The 19322-nt window shown below is 47.3% G+C and carries 29 protein-coding genes; 2 read left to right on the top strand and 27 right to left on the bottom strand.

Features of this window, described 5'->3' with window-relative positions:
- Window positions 1–16 precede the first annotated feature (16 nt).
- The 21 genes from rpmD to MHH78_RS05990 form a co-directional block, all read right to left on the bottom strand.
- The gene (gene rpmD, locus MHH78_RS06090) at window positions 17–202 is read right to left on the bottom strand and encodes a 50S ribosomal protein L30 (protein WP_019908243.1); all 186 of its coding nucleotides are present in this window, start codon (window positions 200–202) and stop codon (window positions 17–19) included.
- Window positions 203–216: 14 nt separating this feature from the next.
- Entirely contained in the window at window positions 217–714 is a 498-nt protein-coding gene (gene rpsE / locus MHH78_RS06085) for a 30S ribosomal protein S5 (protein ID WP_036652980.1), read from the bottom strand.
- A 26-nt stretch (window positions 715–740) separates the two neighbouring features.
- The gene (gene rplR, locus MHH78_RS06080) at window positions 741–1109 is read right to left on the bottom strand and encodes a 50S ribosomal protein L18 (RefSeq protein WP_036692407.1); all 369 of its coding nucleotides are present in this window, start codon (window positions 1107–1109) and stop codon (window positions 741–743) included.
- 84 nt (window positions 1110–1193) lie between these two features.
- Window positions 1194–1736 carry a 50S ribosomal protein L6 gene (rplF, locus tag MHH78_RS06075; protein WP_036721827.1) on the bottom strand — a complete coding sequence of 181 codons (543 nt, stop codon included), beginning with the start codon at window positions 1734–1736 and terminating at the stop codon, window positions 1194–1196.
- Between the two features lie 30 nt (window positions 1737–1766).
- Complete coding sequence (gene rpsH / locus MHH78_RS06070; protein WP_036692403.1) at window positions 1767–2165, bottom strand: 30S ribosomal protein S8; 399 nt, start codon at window positions 2163–2165, stop codon at window positions 1767–1769.
- A 32-nt stretch (window positions 2166–2197) separates the two neighbouring features.
- Complete coding sequence (locus tag MHH78_RS06065; protein WP_036589425.1) at window positions 2198–2383, bottom strand: type Z 30S ribosomal protein S14; 186 nt, start codon at window positions 2381–2383, stop codon at window positions 2198–2200.
- 44 nt (window positions 2384–2427) lie between these two features.
- Window positions 2428–2970 carry a 50S ribosomal protein L5 gene (gene rplE, locus MHH78_RS06060; RefSeq protein ID WP_036721829.1) on the bottom strand — a complete coding sequence of 181 codons (543 nt, stop codon included), beginning with the start codon at window positions 2968–2970 and terminating at the stop codon, window positions 2428–2430.
- Between the two features lie 30 nt (window positions 2971–3000).
- A complete protein-coding gene (gene rplX, locus MHH78_RS06055) occupies window positions 3001–3354 on the bottom strand; it encodes a 50S ribosomal protein L24 (protein ID WP_019908235.1) in 354 nt (117 codons plus the stop codon).
- Between the two features lie 56 nt (window positions 3355–3410).
- A complete protein-coding gene (rplN, locus tag MHH78_RS06050; RefSeq protein ID WP_036680556.1) occupies window positions 3411–3779 on the bottom strand; it encodes a 50S ribosomal protein L14 in 369 nt (122 codons plus the stop codon).
- A 40-nt stretch (window positions 3780–3819) separates the two neighbouring features.
- The gene (gene rpsQ / locus MHH78_RS06045) at window positions 3820–4086 is read right to left on the bottom strand and encodes a 30S ribosomal protein S17 (RefSeq protein WP_036692400.1); all 267 of its coding nucleotides are present in this window, start codon (window positions 4084–4086) and stop codon (window positions 3820–3822) included.
- Window positions 4087–4129: 43 nt separating this feature from the next.
- Window positions 4130–4327, bottom strand: a complete 198-nt coding sequence (gene rpmC, locus MHH78_RS06040) for a 50S ribosomal protein L29 (RefSeq protein ID WP_019908232.1) — start codon at window positions 4325–4327, stop codon at window positions 4130–4132.
- Window positions 4317–4751, bottom strand: coding sequence for a 50S ribosomal protein L16 (gene rplP / locus MHH78_RS06035; protein ID WP_020427064.1), 435 nt, complete (start codon window positions 4749–4751; stop codon window positions 4317–4319). Before rplP ends, rpmC begins: the two co-directional genes overlap by 11 nt.
- 2 nt (window positions 4752–4753) lie before the next feature.
- Entirely contained in the window at window positions 4754–5419 is a 666-nt protein-coding gene (gene rpsC, locus MHH78_RS06030) for a 30S ribosomal protein S3 (RefSeq protein WP_036721832.1), read from the bottom strand.
- A 13-nt stretch (window positions 5420–5432) separates the two neighbouring features.
- Window positions 5433–5765, bottom strand: coding sequence for a 50S ribosomal protein L22 (gene rplV / locus MHH78_RS06025; protein WP_019908228.1), 333 nt, complete (start codon window positions 5763–5765; stop codon window positions 5433–5435).
- 31 nt (window positions 5766–5796) lie between these two features.
- A complete protein-coding gene (gene rpsS / locus MHH78_RS06020; protein ID WP_036692395.1) occupies window positions 5797–6075 on the bottom strand; it encodes a 30S ribosomal protein S19 in 279 nt (92 codons plus the stop codon).
- 77 nt (window positions 6076–6152) lie between these two features.
- The gene (rplB, locus tag MHH78_RS06015; RefSeq protein WP_036692392.1) at window positions 6153–6983 is read right to left on the bottom strand and encodes a 50S ribosomal protein L2; all 831 of its coding nucleotides are present in this window, start codon (window positions 6981–6983) and stop codon (window positions 6153–6155) included.
- A 27-nt stretch (window positions 6984–7010) separates the two neighbouring features.
- A complete protein-coding gene (gene rplW, locus MHH78_RS06010) occupies window positions 7011–7304 on the bottom strand; it encodes a 50S ribosomal protein L23 (RefSeq protein ID WP_019908225.1) in 294 nt (97 codons plus the stop codon).
- A complete protein-coding gene (rplD, locus tag MHH78_RS06005; RefSeq protein WP_341166890.1) occupies window positions 7304–7927 on the bottom strand; it encodes a 50S ribosomal protein L4 in 624 nt (207 codons plus the stop codon). The genes rplW and rplD overlap by 1 nt, the downstream gene beginning before the upstream one ends.
- A 25-nt stretch (window positions 7928–7952) precedes the next feature.
- A complete protein-coding gene (gene rplC, locus MHH78_RS06000; protein WP_036721840.1) occupies window positions 7953–8576 on the bottom strand; it encodes a 50S ribosomal protein L3 in 624 nt (207 codons plus the stop codon).
- Window positions 8577–8614: 38 nt separating this feature from the next.
- Window positions 8615–8923 (bottom strand): 30S ribosomal protein S10, encoded by a 309-nt coding sequence (gene rpsJ, locus MHH78_RS05995; RefSeq protein ID WP_017692074.1) that lies wholly within the window; start codon window positions 8921–8923, stop codon window positions 8615–8617.
- A 236-nt stretch (window positions 8924–9159) separates the two neighbouring features.
- Window positions 9160–9879 (bottom strand): Crp/Fnr family transcriptional regulator, encoded by a 720-nt coding sequence (locus tag MHH78_RS05990; protein ID WP_076081738.1) that lies wholly within the window; start codon window positions 9877–9879, stop codon window positions 9160–9162.
- Between the two features lie 194 nt (window positions 9880–10073).
- On the opposite strand from MHH78_RS05990, the gene MHH78_RS05985 reads away from it, so the two are divergent.
- The gene (locus tag MHH78_RS05985) at window positions 10074–10283 is read left to right on the top strand and encodes a hypothetical protein (RefSeq protein WP_143803808.1); all 210 of its coding nucleotides are present in this window, start codon (window positions 10074–10076) and stop codon (window positions 10281–10283) included.
- A gap of 29 nt (window positions 10284–10312) precedes the next feature.
- Window positions 10313–10654 (top strand): cupin domain-containing protein, encoded by a 342-nt coding sequence (locus MHH78_RS05980; protein WP_341166889.1) that lies wholly within the window; start codon window positions 10313–10315, stop codon window positions 10652–10654.
- A gap of 91 nt (window positions 10655–10745) precedes the next feature.
- Here the strand turns inward: MHH78_RS05980 and tuf are convergent, their stop codons facing one another.
- The 6 genes from tuf to rpoC form a co-directional block, all read right to left on the bottom strand.
- On the bottom strand, window positions 10746–11936 hold the full coding sequence (gene tuf / locus MHH78_RS05975; RefSeq protein WP_076081735.1) for an elongation factor Tu: 1191 nt from the start codon (window positions 11934–11936) through the stop codon (window positions 10746–10748).
- Between the two features lie 108 nt (window positions 11937–12044).
- Window positions 12045–14123 (bottom strand): elongation factor G, encoded by a 2079-nt coding sequence (fusA, locus tag MHH78_RS05970; protein ID WP_341166888.1) that lies wholly within the window; start codon window positions 14121–14123, stop codon window positions 12045–12047.
- Window positions 14124–14170: 47 nt separating this feature from the next.
- Window positions 14171–14641 carry a 30S ribosomal protein S7 gene (gene rpsG, locus MHH78_RS05965; RefSeq protein ID WP_020427074.1) on the bottom strand — a complete coding sequence of 157 codons (471 nt, stop codon included), beginning with the start codon at window positions 14639–14641 and terminating at the stop codon, window positions 14171–14173.
- A 45-nt stretch (window positions 14642–14686) separates the two neighbouring features.
- A complete protein-coding gene (rpsL, locus tag MHH78_RS05960; RefSeq protein ID WP_341166887.1) occupies window positions 14687–15106 on the bottom strand; it encodes a 30S ribosomal protein S12 in 420 nt (139 codons plus the stop codon).
- 134 nt (window positions 15107–15240) lie between these two features.
- On the bottom strand, window positions 15241–15492 hold the full coding sequence (locus MHH78_RS05955; RefSeq protein ID WP_036692367.1) for a ribosomal L7Ae/L30e/S12e/Gadd45 family protein: 252 nt from the start codon (window positions 15490–15492) through the stop codon (window positions 15241–15243).
- Window positions 15493–15671: 179 nt separating this feature from the next.
- Window positions 15672–19283 carry a DNA-directed RNA polymerase subunit beta' gene (gene rpoC, locus MHH78_RS05950; RefSeq protein WP_036721855.1) on the bottom strand — a complete coding sequence of 1204 codons (3612 nt, stop codon included), beginning with the start codon at window positions 19281–19283 and terminating at the stop codon, window positions 15672–15674.
- Window positions 19284–19322: the final 39 nt, after the last annotated feature.

Genomic DNA, 19322 nt, shown 5'->3' with positions numbered 1-19322 from the left:
ATTTATGCGAGGCTGTTTAGCCTTCAATTTCAGTAACGGACAGCAAGTGGCTCACTTTGTTGATCATCCCGCGAATTGCAGGAGTGTCGTTGTGAACCACGGACGAGTTGGTTTTGCGCAGGCCGAGCGTCTTAACAGTAACACGTTGTGTTTCTGGACGTCCAATTACACTGCGTACGAGGGTAATTTGCAATTTAGCCATTGACGTTCCCCTCCTTAACCGCGTAATTCTTCGACAGATTTGCCGCGAAGCTTCGCGACCTCTTCAATGCGCTTCAGACGGGAAAGTCCCTCTAGAGTAGCATTGACCATGTTCATGGAATTCGAAGAACCCAAAGATTTTGTCAAGATATCGCCAACGCCTGCCAATTCAAGCACCGCACGAACCGGTCCACCAGCGATAACGCCGGTACCTTCGGATGCTGGTTTCAGCAGAACGCGTCCTGCGCCGAAATGTCCAGTAACCAGGTGAGGAATCGAAGTTCCTACGATTGGAATGTGGATCAGGTTTTTCTTGGCGTCTTCAATGCCTTTACGGATGGCATCCGGAACTTCGCCGGCTTTACCGATACCAGCACCAACGTAGCCGTTGCCGTCGCCCACAACAACAAGTGCACTAAAGCTGAAACGGCGTCCGCCTTTTACAACTTTTGCAACACGGTTGATGTGTACAACTCTTTCTGTCAGTTCTAAACTGTTCGGATCTACACGCAAGTCGTTAACCTCCTTTTAGAAATATTCTAGAATTCAAGACCAGCTTCGCGAGCTGCGCTAGCCAGAGCCTGAATCCGTCCATGGTACAAGTATCCACCGCGGTCAAATACAACCACAGCATAACCCTTTTCTTTGGCACGCTCAGCGATCAATTGACCCACTTTGCTTGCAGCTTCAACGCTGCCGCCATTTCCGATTGTAGCACTCAATTCCTTATCAAGTGTGGAGGCCGATACGATAGTAACGCCAGTCACATCATCGATCAGTTGAGCGTAGATGTGTTTCGAAGAACGGAACACATTCAAACGTGGACGCTCAGTAGTACCCTGGATCTTCTTACGAACACGCAGGTGTCTTTTGAGACGAGCCTTGTTTTTATCCTCTTTTGTAATCATGACTTCCCTTTCACTCCCTTCAGTTTGCCGTAAACAGCTTCACTTTAAGATGCACGGGGTATCTTACAATTAAGGTAGAGCTGGTTATTTCTTCTTACCAGCTTTACCTTCCTTGCGGATGATACGCTCGCCTTCATATTTGATACCTTTACCTTTGTATGGTTCAGGTTCACGTACGGAACGAATTTTGGCAGCATAAGCGCCAACGCGTTCTTTGTCAATCCCTCTAACGATGATCTTCGTGTTCGCAGGAACATCGAACTCGATACCCGCTTCCGGTGTAATTTCAACCGGGTGGGAGTAACCAACGTTCAATACGATTTTATCTCCGGATTTGCTTGCACGATATCCGACCCCAACCAGTTCCAGAGATTTCGAGAAACCTTCAGTCACACCACTCACCATGTTGTTGACAACGGAGCGGGTTGTGCCGTGAAGTGAACGATGCAATTTGTTGTCCGACGGGCGAACAACAGTGATTTCGTTATTTTCAACTGTAATCTTCATGTCTTTATGAAGCTCACGAGTCAAAGTGCCTTTAGGACCTTTTACTGTAATAACGGCGTTGTCCAAAGTGACATCTACACCGCTAGGTACTGCGATTGGTTTGCGACCAATACGAGACATGTGTTGCACCTCCTTATCTTGTGACGTTTATTACCAAATGTAGCAGACAACTTCTCCGCCGGATTTAGATTGACGAGCTTCTTTGTCGGTCATAACTCCCTTAGATGTGGAGATAATCGCGATTCCAAGGCCACCGAGTACACGAGGCACTTCATTGCTCTTCGTGTATACGCGCAGACCTGGTTTACTGATTCTTTTCAGACCAGTGATAACGCGCTCCTGGCTTGGGCCGTATTTCAGGAAAATACGGATAATCCCTTGTTTGCTATCTTCAACGAATTCAGCATCACGGATGAAGCCCTCACGCTTCAAGATGTCCGCGATTTGTTTTTTCATAGTAGAAGCAGGCATTTCTACTGTCTCGTGACGCACAGTGTTGGCGTTACGAATACGAGTAAGCATATCTGCAATAGGATCAGACATAGTCATGTGTGTAAACCTCCTTCCCGTTTATAAACTTCTTACCAACTTGCTTTTTTCACGCCAGGAATCTGGCCTTTATAAGCTAATTCACGGAAACAAATTCTGCAAATTTTGAACTTTTGCAGTACCGAATGTGGACGACCGCAACGCTCGCAACGTGTGTATGCACGTACTTTGAACTTAGGCTCGCGTTGTTGTTTAACTTTCATTGAAGTCTTTGCCACTTAGACTGACACCTCCTAAACATTTTCGGAGAAATGGATGATTCTTATTTTGTGAAAGGCATTCCCAGCTGATTCAGCAACTCACGGGATTCCTCGTCCGTCTTAGCAGTCGTTACAATAACGATGTCCATACCGCGAACCTTATCCACTTTGTCATACTCGATTTCCGGGAAGATCAATTGTTCTTTAAGACCCAGTGTGTAGTTACCACGGCCATCAAAGGCTTTGCTGGAAATACCACGGAAGTCACGAACGCGTGGAAGCGTTACGTTGATCAATTTATCCAGGAAGTAATACATACGCTCGCCGCGCAGTGTTACTTTAACCCCGATCGGCATATTCTCGCGCAGTTTGAAACCGGCGATGGATTTCTTAGCTTTAGTGATAACGGGCTTTTGGCCAGAAATCAATTGCATATCGTTAACTGCAGCGTCAAGTACTTTGGAGTTTTGAACAGCGTCACCTACACCCATGTTGATGACGATCTTCTCGATCTTAGGCACTTGCATAACTGTTGTGTAGTTAAACTTCTGCATCAAAGATGGTGTGATTTCATTCAGATAACGTTCTTTCATTCTTGCTGCCATGAAGATTTACCTCCTTTCATTAGGACTGTATTAGTCGATAATCTCTCCGGATCTTTTTGCTACCCGAACCTTCTTACCGTTATCTAGTACTTTATAGCCGATACGCGTAACTTTCCCGCTCTTCGGATCAATGTGCATTACGTTAGACACATGAATCGAAGCTTCCTGCTCGATGATTCCGCCTTGCGGATTCAACTGGTTAGGCTTCTGGTGTTTCTTCACCATGTTCACGCCTTCTACCAGGACGCGGTTTTCACGAGGATAAGCAGCGATGACACGGCCTTTTTTACCTTTGTCTTTCCCGCTGATCACAAGCACCACATCATCTTTTTTCACGTGCAGTTTATTGTTATGGGATTCCAGAACTTTTTTAACTCTAGGCATTGATTACACCTCCTATAACTGACCTTTTCAAGTACAACCGAGCATCACTCGGATTTTTAGATTACTTCCGGTGCCAAGGAAACGATCTTCATGTAGTCCTTGTCGCGAAGTTCGCGAGCAACTGGTCCGAAGATACGTGTTCCGCGCGGGCTTCTGTCGTCTTTGACAACAACAGCTGCATTTTCGTCGAATGCGATGTAAGATCCATCTTTACGGCGTACCGAACGTTTTGTACGAACAACTACCGCTCTAACAACATCACCTTTTTTGACAACGCCGCCTGGTGTTGCTTGTTTAACGGAACAAACGATCAGATCGCCGATTGCTGCTGTACGGCGTCCAGTACCACCCAGTACGCGGATACACATCAGTTCCTTCGCACCAGAGTTGTCAGCCACATGCAAACGTGTAAATGGTTGAATCATTATTATTTTCCTCCTTCCGGAAAGGGATCTGCTTCATGTCTTAGATGATTACCGCTTTTTCTACCACTTCAACCAGTCTCCACCGTTTGTCCTTCGACAATGGACGAGTTTCCATGACTTTCACGACATCACCAATTTTAGCTACATTCTCTTCATCATGTGCCTTGAATTTCTTCGTGGACTTGATGCGTTTGTGATACAGATTGTGCTTTTTATAGGTTTCAACAGCAATTACGATGGTTTTATCCATTTTGTCGCTGACTACTTTACCGATCAACACTTTACGTGCATTACGCTCTTCGCTCATAATTAGCCTCCTTCCTGATTACGGATTATGCATCCGCCGTCACTTAACTAATCCCAAGTACTCTTTGATGGATAACGGTTTTAGCACGAGCTATTTCCTTACGCACATCACGAATCCGAGTCGGGTTGTCCAGTTGGCCTGTTGCCAATTGGAAACGGAGATTGAAAAGTTCTTCCTTAAATCCGGCGATTTTCTGTTCAATCTCAGCAGTGGTTAAGTTGCGAAGTTCATTAGCTTTCATTTGCTTCACCACCCAATTCTTCACGTTTCACAAACTTAGTCTTTACAGGCAGCTTGTGAGCGGCAAGACGCATCGCTTCACGAGCGATTTCTTCCGACACGCCTCCGAGTTCGAACATAATCTTACCCGGTTTAACTACAGCTACCCACTTCTCAACGTTACCTTTACCACTACCCATACGAACCTCGAGAGGCTTCTGAGTGATTGGCTTATCCGGGAAAATCTTGATCCAAACCTGACCGCCACGTTTGATATAACGTGTCATTGCGATACGAGCAGCTTCGATCTGACGGTTAGTGATCCAAGATGGCTCCAGTGCCTGCAAACCGAATTCGCCGAAGTTAAGTTCGGTTCCGCCTTTTGCCATACCCTTCATGTGACCGCGTTGTTGCTTGCGGTGTTTAACGCGCTTTGGTACCAACATGATTAGTTGCCTCCTTCCTGAGCAGCTTGTTTCTTAGCTGGGGGAAGAACTTCTCCACGATAAATCCATACTTTTACGCCAATACGGCCGTAAGTTGTATGTGCTTCAGCTGTTCCGTAATCGATATCAGCACGAAGCGTATGAAGTGGAACTGTTCCTTCGCTATAACCTTCTGAACGGGCAATCTCAGCGCCGCCAAGACGTCCGCCAACCTGAGTTTTAATTCCCTTTGCGCCGGAACGCATAGTTCTTTGAATCGCTTGTTTCAGAGCACGACGGAACGATACGCGACGTTCCAGCTGTTGTGCAATGCTTTCAGCAACAAGAATAGCATCCAGTTCAGGGTGTTTGATTTCATTGATGTTGATGTGTACTTTCTTACCGCCGGCGATAGTTGTAACTGCGCTGCGAAGTACTTCTACTTCTGCTCCGCCTTTACCAATTACCATACCTGGCTTGGCAGTGTGAATTGTAACGTTCACTCGGCTTGCCGCTCTTTCGATCTCGATGCGGGAAACAGAGGAATCTTTCAACTTGCCTTTAAGGTATTCCCGGATTTTGACGTCTTCCATTAAAAGAGTACCGAAATCTTTGCCTGCATACCATTTTGATTCCCAATCGCGAATAATACCGACTCGGAGTCCGACTGGATTTACCTTTTGACCCACGTGTTATCCCTCCTTATTTCTCAGATACCACCAAAGTAATGTGGCTGGTACGTTTATTGATCCGGCTTGCGCGGCCCATGGCGCGCGGACGGAAACGTTTCATTGTAGGACCCTGGTTAACGAAAACTTCGCTTACGAATAAGCTGTTAACGTCCATAGAGTAGTTATGCTCAGCGTTCGCAATCGCCGAGTTCAGTAGCTTCTCAACAACCGGAGAAGCGGACTTCGGAGTGTGGCGAAGAATTGCAATTGCTTCCCCCACTTGCTTGCCGCGAATCAAGTCAACAACCAGTTTCGCTTTACGAGCGGAAATCCGCACCGATCTTGCATGTGCTTTTGCTTCCATTGTTTTCCCTCCTCTCAAACGAAGACGTTAATTATCTTCTGGTTTTCTTATCGTCACCCGCGTGGCCTTTGTAAGTACGTGTTGGCGCGAACTCGCCCAACTTGTGACCTACCATATCTTCCGTTACGTATACAGGCACGTGTTTGCGGCCGTCATATACACCAAACGTATGTCCGATAAACTGAGGGAAAATGGTTGAGCGACGGGACCAGGTTTTTACTACGACTTTCTTGTCTGTCTCGTTCAAATCCTCAACTTTTTTCAGCAGGTAGCCATCGATGAACGGCCCCTTCTTTAAACTGCGACCCATGTGTGAATCCTCCCTTCATCCAGTTCTTCAAAACCGCGAATCGACGCTTCGCGCTTAACTAACTTGCCTGAAGCGTCTTATTTTGTGCGGCGGCGAACGATATATTTATCAGATGCTTTGTTTTTCTTACGCGTTTTGTAGCCGAGGGTTGGTTTGCCCCAAGGTGACATTGGCGATTTCCGTCCGATAGGAGCGCGGCCTTCACCACCACCGTGTGGGTGATCGTTAGGGTTCATGACAACACCGCGTACTTCAGGACGACGTCCGAGCCAGCGGCTGCGTCCGGCTTTACCAATCTTGATCAGTTCGTGATCTCCGTTACCTACGGCTCCGATAGTCGCACGGCAAACGCTGAGGATTCTGCGAACCTCACCCGAGTTCAAACGAACAGATACGTATTTATCTTCTTTACCCAGCAGCTGAGCTTCAGTACCTGCAGCACGAACCAATTGTCCGCCTTTGCCTGGTTTCAACTCGATGTTGTGGATAACTGTACCTACCGGGATGTTGATCAACGGAAGGCTGTTACCAATTTTGATGTCCGCAGCAGGGCCGGACTCAACTTTATCCCCAACTTTAAGGCCTTTAGGAGCGATGATATAACGTTTCTCTCCATCAGCATAGTGGATCAAAGCAATATTGGAAGTACGGTTCGGGTCATACTCGATTGTAGCAACGCTACCTGGTATGCCGTCTTTAGTCCGCTTGAAGTCGATGATACGGTATTTACGTTTGTGTCCGCCGCCATGGTGACGAACCGTAATTTTACCTTGGTTGTTGCGTCCGGCATGCTTGAACAGCGGGGACAGCAACGATTTCTCTGGCTGGTTTGTTGTAATTTCTTCAAACGTAGACACAGACATGTTGCGTCTTGCCGGAGAGGTCGGTTTGTACTTTTTGATTGGCACTATAGTTTCCTCCTTACTTTAAGAGTATTATTCTACCGCTTCAAAGAACTCAAGCGGCTTGCTGTCCGGGCTAAGCTTCACGATGGCTTTTTTCCACTCTGGAGTATAACCGGAGTATTTGCCGTAACGTTTCAGTTTACCAGGTACGCGCATTGTGTTCACACTAACGACTTTTACTTTAAAAATAGCCTCGACAGCTTTTTTGATTTCGGTCTTGTTAGCACGGATATCCACTTCAAAAGCGTACTTCAGTTCGCTCATGTATTCGGATGTGCGTTCCGTAATCACTGGACGCTTAATTATATCACGAGGATCTTTCATTACGCGAACACCTCCTCTACCTTCAGAACTGCTTCTTTAGTGATGATCAGTTTGTCGTACATCAGTACGTCAAGAACATTGATGCCGTCAGCCGCTACGAATTTCACCCCAGGGATGTTACGAGCGGAAAGTGCTACATTATCATCATAGCTTGGTGCTACGATTAGGGCTTTGCTGCCCACTTTAAGGTTGTTCAGAATCGCTGCGAATTCTTTCGTCTTCGGAGCATTCAGAGTCAAGCTATCCAATACGATGATGTCATTCTCAAGCACTTTTGAGGACAACGCGGATTTGATGGCCAACCGGCGAACCTTCTTAGGCAATTTCCAGGAATAGCTGCGTGGTGTTGGTCCGAAGACTACGCCGCCGCCTTTCCATTGTGGAGAACGAATGGAGCCTTGACGAGCACGACCTGTACCTTTTTGTTTCCAAGGCTTACGTCCGCCGCCACGCACTTCAGAGCGTCCTTTTACTTTATGTGTACCGCGACGAAGGGAAGCTCTTTGCATAAGTGCAGCTTCATGCAGCACATGTACGTTCGGTTCAATACCGAAAACTGAATCACTCAGTTCAACTTCGCCAACTTCGTTACCACTAGTATTGAAAAGTGTTACTTTTGGCATTTCATGTTCCTCCTTTCTTCAGTAATTATTTCTTAACGGTTTGTTTAACTTTCACAAAGCTGTTCTTAGGACCTGGAATAGCGCCTTTAACCAGCAGTACATTACGTTCTACGTCAACCCGGATGATTTCAAGCTTTTGAACCGTTACGGTCGTGTGACCCATATGTCCTGGCAGGCGTTTGCCCTTAGGAACACGGTTAGCCTGGATGGAACCCATCGAGCCCGGTCTTCTGTGGTAACGCGATCCGTGTGCCATTGGTCCGCGGCTTTGTCCCCAGCGTTTGATGTTACCCTGGAAGCCTTTACCCTTCGAAGTACCTGTTACGTCAACAAACTCGCCTTCAGCGAAGATGTCAGCCTTAAGCTCTTGTCCAACCTCGAGTGACCCGAGGTCAACACCGCGAATTTCGCGAACGTAGCGCTTAGGTGTTGCATTTGCCTTTTTGGCGTGACCCTGTTCAGGCTTGTTGGAGCGACTTTCCTTTTTATCGGAAAAGCCCAACTGCACTGCTTCATATCCGTCGATATTCAGGTCTTTCTTTTGCAGTACCACACAAGGTCCAGCTTCGATAACAGAAACCGCGATTACGTTACCTTCTGGAGTAAACACTTGAGTCATACCGAGTTTTTTTCCTAAGATACCTTTCAATGTTGACACCTCTTTTCTTTTCCTGATTACTTAATGAATTACAATTTGATTTCGATATCTACACCGGACGGTAGATCCAAGCGCATCAAGGCATCCACAGTTTGTGGTGTTGGGTTCACAATATCAATCAAACGTTTGTGAGTCCGTTGCTCAAACTGTTCACGGGAATCCTTGTACTTGTGTACCGCACGGAGAATGGTAATGATTTGCTTCTCAGTTGGCAGCGGAATCGGCCCGGATACACCAGCACCCGAACGTTTTGCTGTTTCAACGATTTTCTCTGCGGATTGATCAAGAATTCTGTGGTCGTATGCTTTCAAGCGAATACGAATTTTTTGCTTTGCCATTTTAGTCCCTCCTTCTATCGCCCAATTTATTATCGGACATACTCCGTGAAAATTTTCTGACGTCGACCTCATGGCAAAGGGGCCGGGTGTGTCAGTAACCTCTCACATCATCGCAACGTCTCAGAACAACATTTATTATTATATCTAATAGGCGGCTATATTGCAAGAGCCTTTGCAAAACAAATCACCTTTTCCAGAAAAAAAGTTTAAAAATACACGGTTTTATCTGAAAATTGTTAATGACTGATTTCAGCGAGCTGAATTAGAGTCTCCATCTCCAAAATATTCACGGTTCTTTTATGCATAGCGATGATCTTCAGCGCTTCCAGCTTGTTCAGCTTGCGGCTTAGGGTCTCGGCAGTAGTGCCGATCATCGCTGCCACCTCTTTTTGCGCCGATGGTAGATCCACGGAATGTCTTAAAGCTTGCATTGTCAGAGCTGATTCTGGTAGATTCCTCGTGTACAAGTAGACTAGCAGCCGGGCTAACCGTTTTTCCACTTCTAACATATGCAGTGCCCCTGCTGTTTCTTCCGCCAGATGCAGCTGCTCACTAACAGACATCAGAAAGCTAAACGCCAGACCCGCATTCTGCTCCAGCAGGGGAATGAAATCCTTCCGGTGCATCCGGCAGACCACTCCACTCTCAATAATCTCCGCCGTTACATCATTATTTTTATTATGAAGCAGGGCAAACTGACCGAAATAATCCCCCGGGAAAAGAAAACGGACAATATGCTGCTTCCCTTCTTTACTGTTCTTCGTTAATTTGATAAGCCCGCTCTTCACCACAAACAAGGCTTCAGACGGCTCCCCTTCTCGGCAAACTTGGCTACCCTTTTTATATGAATGGGATTCTGTGATTGATTCTATGATAACCAATTCTTCATCGGACAAACTCCTGAATACCGGAACCTGACGCACACAGGCATGAGAACTGCACGTATTGCATTCCATACATCATTCCTCCTCTACTGTCGCTTATCCCACCATATCAATGATCGAAGCGCTGCCGGGTGACTGGACGCACAAATTTTCATAAAACTTGATCTATATCAAGGATTAACGTGCCGCCTGTCTATACAATAGGTTCATAGAGAGACAAGGAGTTGATGGGCTTGCAGCAATACACTTTTGAGGACATGCGCCAGATGAATAGAACAACTCTGGGCAATATGGTACCCCTTGAACTATTCCGGACCATCCGTCTAATTGGAATGAACCAGGGATTGCCGTTAGGCGGAAAGGGAACGACTGTGACCATTGGCAGAAAGATCGGCGAGAGCCTGCCTGTCCAGTCCGTGGAAGAGCTAATGTCACCGGTCATGAGCACTGCGAGTACGAAGTTAAGCTTTAAATAATACTAATATAATGAAAGCAGGGATTTATAATGGAAAAGAAAACACTAGCTGAGGCCGTACAGTATCAAGAGGAACGCTTTACCAAAAAGATCATTTTCCAAAAAGGCGATAGCGTAGTATTTGTGCTTAATTTCATGCCTGGGCAAAAGCTGCCCGTTCACAAGCACCCCGGAGCAGATGTCTATATCCTCGCCTTACACGGTGACGGTACCATTCATGTTAATGAGGAAGAGTTCTCCTTCATCCAAGGAGAGACCATCTACATTGCCGGTGACGAGTCATTCGCTTATACGAATAATAGTTCATCGCCGTCCAGCCTGCATGTGATTTTATCCAAGTTGCCAAGTGCGGACTATGCGAAGGAAATCTAATTCTTAATCATATCTATAAAATAAAACAGGCCCCCTTCATTCGAAGGGGGCCTGACTTATATTCAGTCTATCCTAACGGATAGAGCCTGAATTATTTCTGGATAGAAGCTACGGAACCGGCACCAACTGTACGTCCGCCTTCGCGAATGGAGAATTTAGTACCTTCTTCAATAGCGATTGGGGAGATCAGCTGAACAGTTACAGTGATGTTGTCACCAGGCATAACCATTTCAGTACCTTCTGGCAGGTTGATGATACCAGTTACGTCAGTTGTACGGAAGTAGAACTGTGGACGGTAACCAGTGAAGAATGGTTTGTGACGTCCGCCTTCTTCTTTAGTCAGAACGTAGATCTGAGCAGTGAACTCAGTGTGTGGCTTAACGGAGTTCGGCTTAGCCAATACTTGGCCACGCTCGATGTTGTTACGGTCAACACCACGCAGCAATGCGCCGATGTTGTCGCCAGCTTGAGCGGAATCAAGCAATTTGCGGAACATTTCCACGCCAGTAACTACAGACTTCTTAGTTTCTTCGTGAATACCAACGATTTCGATTTCTTCTCCGACTTTAACTGTTCCGCGTTCTACGCGACCAGTTGCCACAGTACCGCGGCCAGTGATGGAGAATACATCTTCGACAGGCATCAAGAAAGGCTTGTCAGTCTGACGTTCTGGAAGTGGGATGTATGTGTCGATCGTTTCGAACATTTCAACGATCTTCTGTGCATACTCGCCATCAGGGTTCTGCAGAGCTTCACGAGCAGATCCACGAACGATTGGAGTGTCATCGCCTGGGAAGTCGTATTCGCTAAGCAGATCGCGAACTTCCATTTCAACCAATTCAAGCAACTCTTCGTCCTCAACCATGTCGCATTTGTTCAAGAATACAACGATGTAAGGAACGCCTACTTGACGGGACAGCAGGATGTGCTCGCGAGTCTGTGGCATAGGGCCGTCAGCTGCGGATACAACCAGGATTGCTCCGTCCATTTGCGCTGCGCCAGTGATCATGTTTTTAACATAGTCGGCGTGTCCAGGGCAGTCTACGTGAGCGTAGTGACGGTTAGGAGTTTCATATTCAACGTGGGATGTAGAAATTGTGATACCACGCTCGCGCTCTTCAGGAGCTTTGTCGATTTGGTCGAATGCAATTGCAGCACCACCGTATTTTTTGGACAATACAGTTGTGATTGCAGCAGTCAGAGTTGTTTTACCATGGTCGACGTGACCAATAGTACCGATGTTAACGTGCGGTTTGTTACGTTCAAACTTTGCCTTTGCCATTTGAACAGTTCCTCCTTATTGTGGGGTCCATATATTTGAGCCGTCCGCCTATTTGCAGTTCTAAGGTGACTTATGTGTTATACCCGGACGGCAAGTTAAAAATCAAGCTTATTCTCCGCCTTTGTTCTTGGCTACGATTTCTTCAGCAATGGATTTAGGTACTTCTTCATAGTGAGAAAGCTCCATTGAGAATACGCCGCGTCCTTGAGTACCGGAACGGAGTGTTGTGGAGTATCCGAACATTTCGGACAAAGGCACCTTCGCACGGATAATTTGCGCTCCACCACGGGAATCCATACCTTCGATTCTACCGCGACGGGAGTTCAGCATACCCATTACATCGCCCATGTATTCCTCAGGAACAGTTACTTCCACTTTCATGATTGGCTCAAGCAATGCAGGTTGACATTTGTCTTTTGCAGCTTTAAGCGCCATCGAACCGGCAATTTTGAACGCCATTTCGTTGGAGTCAACATCATGGTAAGAACCATCTACGATGGTAGCTTTAACGTCAACAAGCGGGAAGCCTGCAATAACGCCGTTCTTCATTTGCTCTTCAATACCGGCAAGTGCAGGAGCGATGTATTCTCTAGGTACAGAACCACCGACAACTTTACTTTCGAATTGGCTGCCAGTACCTGGCTCGAGGGGTTCAAACTCAACCCAAACGTGACCGTACTGACCGCGACCGCCGGATTGGCGAACAAACTTGCCTTCTACGCGGGCAGATGCCTTGAACGTTTCGCGGTAGGCAACCTGCGGTTTACCCACATTGGTTTCTACTTTGAATTCACGACGCATACGGTCGATGATGATGTCCAAGTGAAGCTCACCCATACCTGCCAGGATGGTTTGGCCTGTTTCTTCATCAGTGTGAGCACGAAGAGTAGGATCCTCTTCAGTCAACTTTCCGAGAGCAACACCCAGTTTATCTTGGTCAGCTTTGGTTTTTGGCTCGACTGCGATTTCGATAACCGGATCTGGAAAGTTCATGGATTCCAGAATGATCGGATGCTTCTCGTCGCAGAGTGTATCGCCTGTGCTAGTGTCCTTCAGACCAACGGCTGCCGCGATATCACCAGCGTAAACGATGGAGATTTCTTGACGGCTGTTCGCATGCATCTGCAGGATACGCCCAATACGCTCACGTTTGCCCTTAGTAGCGTTAATTACATAAGAACCTGATTCCAGGATACCGGAGTATACACGGAAGAACGTGAGTTTACCAACATAAGGGTCTGTCATGATCTTAAATGCCAAGGCACCGAATGGCTCTTCATCCGAAGGATGACGTTCCGCTTCTGTTCCATCCTCCAGATGACCCGTAATAGCCGGTACATCCAAAGGTGAAGGCAAGTAATCAACAACAGCATCCAGCATAAGCTGAATCCCTTTGTTCCGGTAGGAAGAGCCGCAAATTACTGGGAAAATTTTAACTTCAACTACGCCTTTGCGCAGAGCAGCTTTGATTTCCGTAATAGTAATTTCTTCGCCTTCCAGGTACTTCATAGTCAGATCTTCATCAAGTTCAGCAACTTTCTCGATCAGCTCGAGACGCAGTTCCTCAACCTTTGCCAAATATTCTTCCGGAATATCCGTAACTTCAATATTTTGGCCCAAATCATCTCTGAACATATGTGCTTTTTGCTCAACGAGGTCGATGATACCTGCGAAATCATTTTCTGCACCGATTGGCAGTTGAATAGCAACTGCATTGGCTTGAAGACGATCACGCATCGTTTCGATAACGTTAAGGAAATCCGCACCGATAATGTCCATTTTGTTCACATATGCGATCCGTGGAACGTTGTAACGGTCAGCCTGTCTCCATACGGTTTCGGACTGAGGTTCTACGCCCTCTTTCGCACTAAATACACCAACTGCCCCATCCAATACACGCAGGGAACGTTCAACTTCAACGGTGAAGTCAACGTGTCCTGGGGTATCAATGATATTGATGCGGTGACCCTTCCATGCAGCAGTTGTAGCAGCGGAAGTAATCGTGATTCCGCGCTCCTGTTCTTGTTCCATCCAGTCCATTGTAGCAGCACCCTCGTGAACTTCACCGATTTTGTGCGTACGGCCTGTGTAGAAAAGAATCCGCTCAGTGGTAGTAGTCTTACCAGCATCAATATGCGCCATGATCCCGATATTACGTGTATTTTTTAAGGAGAACTCTCTTGCCATGAATTGGATCTCCTTTCAAAATAGAAGTTATTTGAATGACTTTGATCCTACCAACGGTAGTGAGCAAACGCTTTGTTCGCTTCAGCCATTTTGTGTGTATCTTCACGTTTCTTAACAGAAGCGCCTGTGTTGTTGGAAGCATCGATAATCTCAGCCGCCAAACGCTCTTCCATAGTCTTCTCACCGCGGTTGCGTGAGTAGTTTACAAGCCAACGTAATCCCAAAGCAGTACGTCTTTCAGGTTTAACCTCAATAGGTACTTGGTAGTTAGCACCGCCGACACGACGAGCTTTAACTTCCAATACAGGCATGATATTCTTGATGGCAGCTTCGAAAACTTCCATCGGCTCTTTACCTGTACGTTCTTGAATCAACTTGAACGAATTGTACAAAATGCTTTGAGCGACACCTCTTTTACCACCCAGCATAATACGGTTGATCAAACGAGTAACCAACTTGCTATTATACAATGGATCTGGCAATACATCTCTTTTAGTAACTGGACCTTTGCGTGGCATGGATATCCCCCTTTCTTATATGGTTATTATTCTGATAAGCTCATCTTATTTCTTGACTTTAGGACGTTTCGCACCATACTTGGAGCGAGCCTGCATCCGGTTAGCAACACCTGCAGTATCCAGTGCACCACGAACGATGTGGTAACGAACTCCTGCAAGGTCCTTAACTTTACCTCCGCGCAGCAATACTACACTGTGCTCTTGAAGGTTGTGTCCGATACCCGGAATGTAAGCAGTCACCTCAAGACGGTTCGTCAGACGAACACGGGCATACTTACGAAGTGCTGAGTTTGGTTTACGTGGAGTCATTGTGCCTACACGAGTGCATACACCGCGTTTCTGCGGAGAGCTCAAATTTGTAGCCTCACGCTTGAGGGCGTTGAACCCTTTTTGAAGAGCGGGAGATTTGGATTTTTCGATTTTGGCTTGACGGCCTTTACGAACCAATTGATTAATAGTTGGCATGTTGTGCCACCCCCTTCCTGAAATGATAGTCAATTTACAAACATTAAGTCCACAGACCCAGGTGGTTCATAAAAAGACAAATGAAAAGTCCTTGCTGCCGAAGTGTACCCCGGTACAAAAACGTTCTCTTGCTGCTATTGTTTTAAGACGGCTGCCATCGCAGCACCAACTTCTATACCGCAGGCCTTGCCCAAATTCAGCATTGTGTCCACATAAGTGACCTTCACACCTTGTTTGTTGCAAAGCATTACAATTCTGGAAGTAAGCCGTTGATCTCCGTCCTCTGCCACATAGACTTCTGCGGCTTGGCCCAACTCCACCGCCTTGACGGTTTGCTTGGAACCGATCTTGACCTGAGCATCCTGTAACCCTCTGTCATCAGTCATGAAAATCATTACCTCCACTGAATAAGAATGACAAGACTACTCACGCACCTTAGACATATTAGCATCCTCAGCACATGATGTCAAGAAAAACGACAATAAATTTATTAATAATCACAGCAGACAGCCGCGTCACGCCAGATTTCTGCGTGACGCGAATACTGCTTGCCATGAGTATTCAATTATTCAGCGGGTACCGGCTCTAAAGCTTCTTCACTGCTCTCAGCATTCGGGTCGCTCAGCTTCACATTACGGTAACGATTCATGCCAGTTCCTGCAGGAATCAGCTTACCGATGATTACATTCTCTTTCAGACCGAGCAGCTTATCCACTTTACCCTTAATAGCTGCATCTGTTAAGACGCGCGTAGTTTCCTGGAAGGATGCCGCAGACAGGAATGAATCAGTTTCCAGGGAGGCCTTGGTGATCCCGAGCAGAACCGGTTTGGCGACTGCTGGTTCATTTCCGGCAAGAATGGCTTCCTTGTTGGCTGCTTCATATTCATGAATATCCGCAAATGCACCCGGCAGGAGACTGGTATCTCCGGCATCGATAATGCGGATTTTGCGCAGCATCTGCTTGATCATAACTTCAATGTGCTTATCATTGATTTCAACGCCCTGGTTACGGTATACACGCTGTACTTCTTGCAGAATGTAGTTCTGTACCCCGCGGATCCCTTTGATACGCAGCATTTCTTTAGGGTCAATTGAACCGTCTGTTAATTCATCGCCGGCCTCAATCTCCTGGCCTTCGCTGACACGCAGACGGGAGCCGTAAGTGATGGAATACGTTTTGGACTCTGCTTCACCCTGGACTTCGATTTCGCGGCGGTCCTTGGTTTCACGGATTTCCTTAACTACCCCGTCAATCTCACTGATTGTAGCCTGACCTTTAGGGTTACGGGCTTCAAACAGCTCCTGGATACGCGGCAAACCTTGCGTAATATCGTCTCCGGCTACACCACCGGTATGGAACGTACGCATGGTAAGCTGTGTTCCCGGTTCACCGATGGATTGTGCGGCAATAATACCGACAGCTTCCCCGATTTCCACGAATTTACCTGTTGCCAGGTTACGTCCGTAGCACTTCTTGCAGACACCGTGACGGGCACGGCAGCTGAGTACAGAGCGGATCTGCAGCTTGGTCACGCCAGCATTCACGATTTCTTCAGCCTTATCCGAGTCAATCAGATCGTTACGGTGAACGATGATTTCCTTCGTCTCAGGATGACGGACGGTCTCGAAGGAATAACGGCCTTCAATACGGTCGTAGAGATCCTCAATGACTTCCTTGCCATCCTGAATCCGGCTAACCATGAAGCCTTTATCAGTACCACAATCTTCTTCACGGACAATAACATCCTGCGCTACGTCAACCAGACGGCGTGTCAGGTACCCGGAATCCGCTGTACGCAGCGCTGTATCGGCCAGACCTTTACGCGCTCCGTGAGTGGAGATAAAGTACTCGAGGACGGTTAGGCCTTCACGGAAGTTCGCTTTGATTGGCAATTCAAAGATTCGGCCCGAAGGTGTTGCCATCAGACCACGCATCCCACCGAGCTGGGTGATCTGCGATTTGTTACCACGCGCCTTGGAGTCGACCATGAGCATGATGGAGTTGAAGCGGTCCATTGATTTAAGCAATACGTTAGTCAGATCATCCTTGGTCTTCGACCAAATCTCGATAACGCGGTCATACCGCTCATCATTGGTAATCAGACCACGGCGGTATTGATTCGCAACCACATCAACCTTAGCTTCGGATTCCTTAAGAATGGTAGCTTTTTCCTCAGGCACGATAACATCCGATACGGCAACCGTAACACCGGAACGTGTAGAGTACGTAAAGCCGAGTTGCTTAATTTTATCCAGAATCACTGAAGTCTTGGTGGTGTGATACGTCTCAAAGCAGCGGGCGATAATGAGGCCCAGATATTCTTTACCTACAGCACTGGCTTCCGGAGCCGCCATGATCAGTTCGCGGACATCCGCACCCTTTTCATAGATGAAGTACTTCTCAGGAGTTCCCTGCAGCAGGTTAGTTTTGGTAGCTTCGTTGATATACGGGAAGCTGCTTGGATAGATTTCGTTGAAGATAATCTTACCCACAGTAGTGATCAGCAGAGCATTCTGCTGCGCTTCTGTGAAGCTGGTTTTACCCAGAGCCTTAACAGGAATAGCAACACGTGCATGCAGACCTGCAGTTCCGCGCTGATAAGCAGAGACCGCTTCATTCACGTTACGCAGGATCATCCCGGTACCCTTTTCTTCCTTGTTGTCCATGGTCAGGTAGAACGTACCAAGGACCATATCCTGGGAAGGGGTAACGACCGGCTTGCCGTCCTTAGGGTTCAGGATGTTACCGGACGCCAGCATGAGAATACGGGCTTCAGCTTGAGCCTCAGCGGACAGAGGAACGTGTACCGCCATCTGGTCACCGTCAAAGTCGGCATTGTAAGCCGTACATACGAGCGGGTGAAGACGGATCGCGTGACCTTCTACCAGAATCGGTTCGAACGCCTGGATACCCAGTCTATGCAGCGTTGGGGCACGGTTCAGCAGAACCGGATGCTCTCTGATTACCTCTTCAAGCACATCCCATACTTCAGGACTTACGCGCTCAACCTTACGCTTCGCGCTCTTTATGTTGTGGGCTAGCCCTTTGTTAACCAGTTCTTTCATTACAAACGGTTTGAACAGCTCCAGTGCCATCTTCTTAGGAAGACCGCATTGGTACATCTTCAGGTAAGGTCCTACGACGATAACCGAACGGCCGGAATAGTCAACACGTTTACCGAGCAAGTTCTGGCGGAAACGTCCCTGTTTACCTTTCAGCATATGGCTGAGCGATTTGAGCGGACGGTTACCTGGTCCTGTTACAGGACGGCCGCGGCGGCCGTTGTCAATCAGGGCATCTACAGCTTCCTGAAGCATCCGTTTCTCATTCTGCACGATAATGTCAGGTGCGCCGAGGTCCAGCAGTCTTTTCAGACGGTTGTTCCGGTTAATTACACGGCGGTACAGGTCATTAAGGTCAGACGTAGCAAAACGGCCGCCATCAAGCTGAACCATTGGACGAAGCTCCGGAGGGATAACTGGGAGTACATCCATGATCATCCAGTCAGGCTTGTTGCCGGAGTTGCGGAAGGCCTCAATGACTTCAAGACGTTTGATTGCCCGGTTGCGGCGCTGGCCTTGAGCGGTACGCAGCTCTTCTTTGAGGAATTCCAGCTCTTTATCGATGTCGATATCCTGAAGCAGCTTTTTGACAGCTTCTGCACCCATGCCGGCCTGGAATCCGTAGCCATATTTCTCGCGGTAGCTGCGGTATTCTTTCTCGGACAACAGCTGCTTCTTCTCCAGCGGAGTTTCCCCTGGATCAGTTACAACATAAGATGCAAAGTAGATAATCTCTTCGAGCGATCTAGGAGACATATCCAGCGCCAGACCCATACGGCTTGGAATACCTTTGAAATACCAGATATGAGATACAGGAGCTGCCAGTTCGATGTGGCCCATACGTTCGCGGCGGACTTTAGCGCGGGTAACTTCCACGCCGCAGCGGTCGCACACTACGCCCTTATAACGGACGCGTTTGTATTTACCACAGTGACATTCCCAGTCCTTTTGCGGTCCAAAAATACGTTCGCAAAAGAGACCCTCTTTTTCCGGTTTCAATGTACGATAGTTAATGGTTTCCGGTTTTTTAACTTCTCCGCGGGACCAAGAACGAATTTTTTCCGGGGAAGCGAGCCCGATTTTCATAAATTCAAAATTGTTAACGTCCAACAAGGAGCAACCCTCCTTAACCTATATCCTGATTTAGTACCA

Origin of the sequence: Paenibacillus sp. FSL H3-0333 (genome assembly GCF_038002805.1) — a bacterium.
GTDB lineage: Bacteria > Bacillota > Bacilli > Paenibacillales > Paenibacillaceae > Paenibacillus_AQ > Paenibacillus_AQ silagei.
Note: the sequence above shows the minus strand (reverse complement) of the source record. Positions and strands in the feature narration are given on the sequence as shown.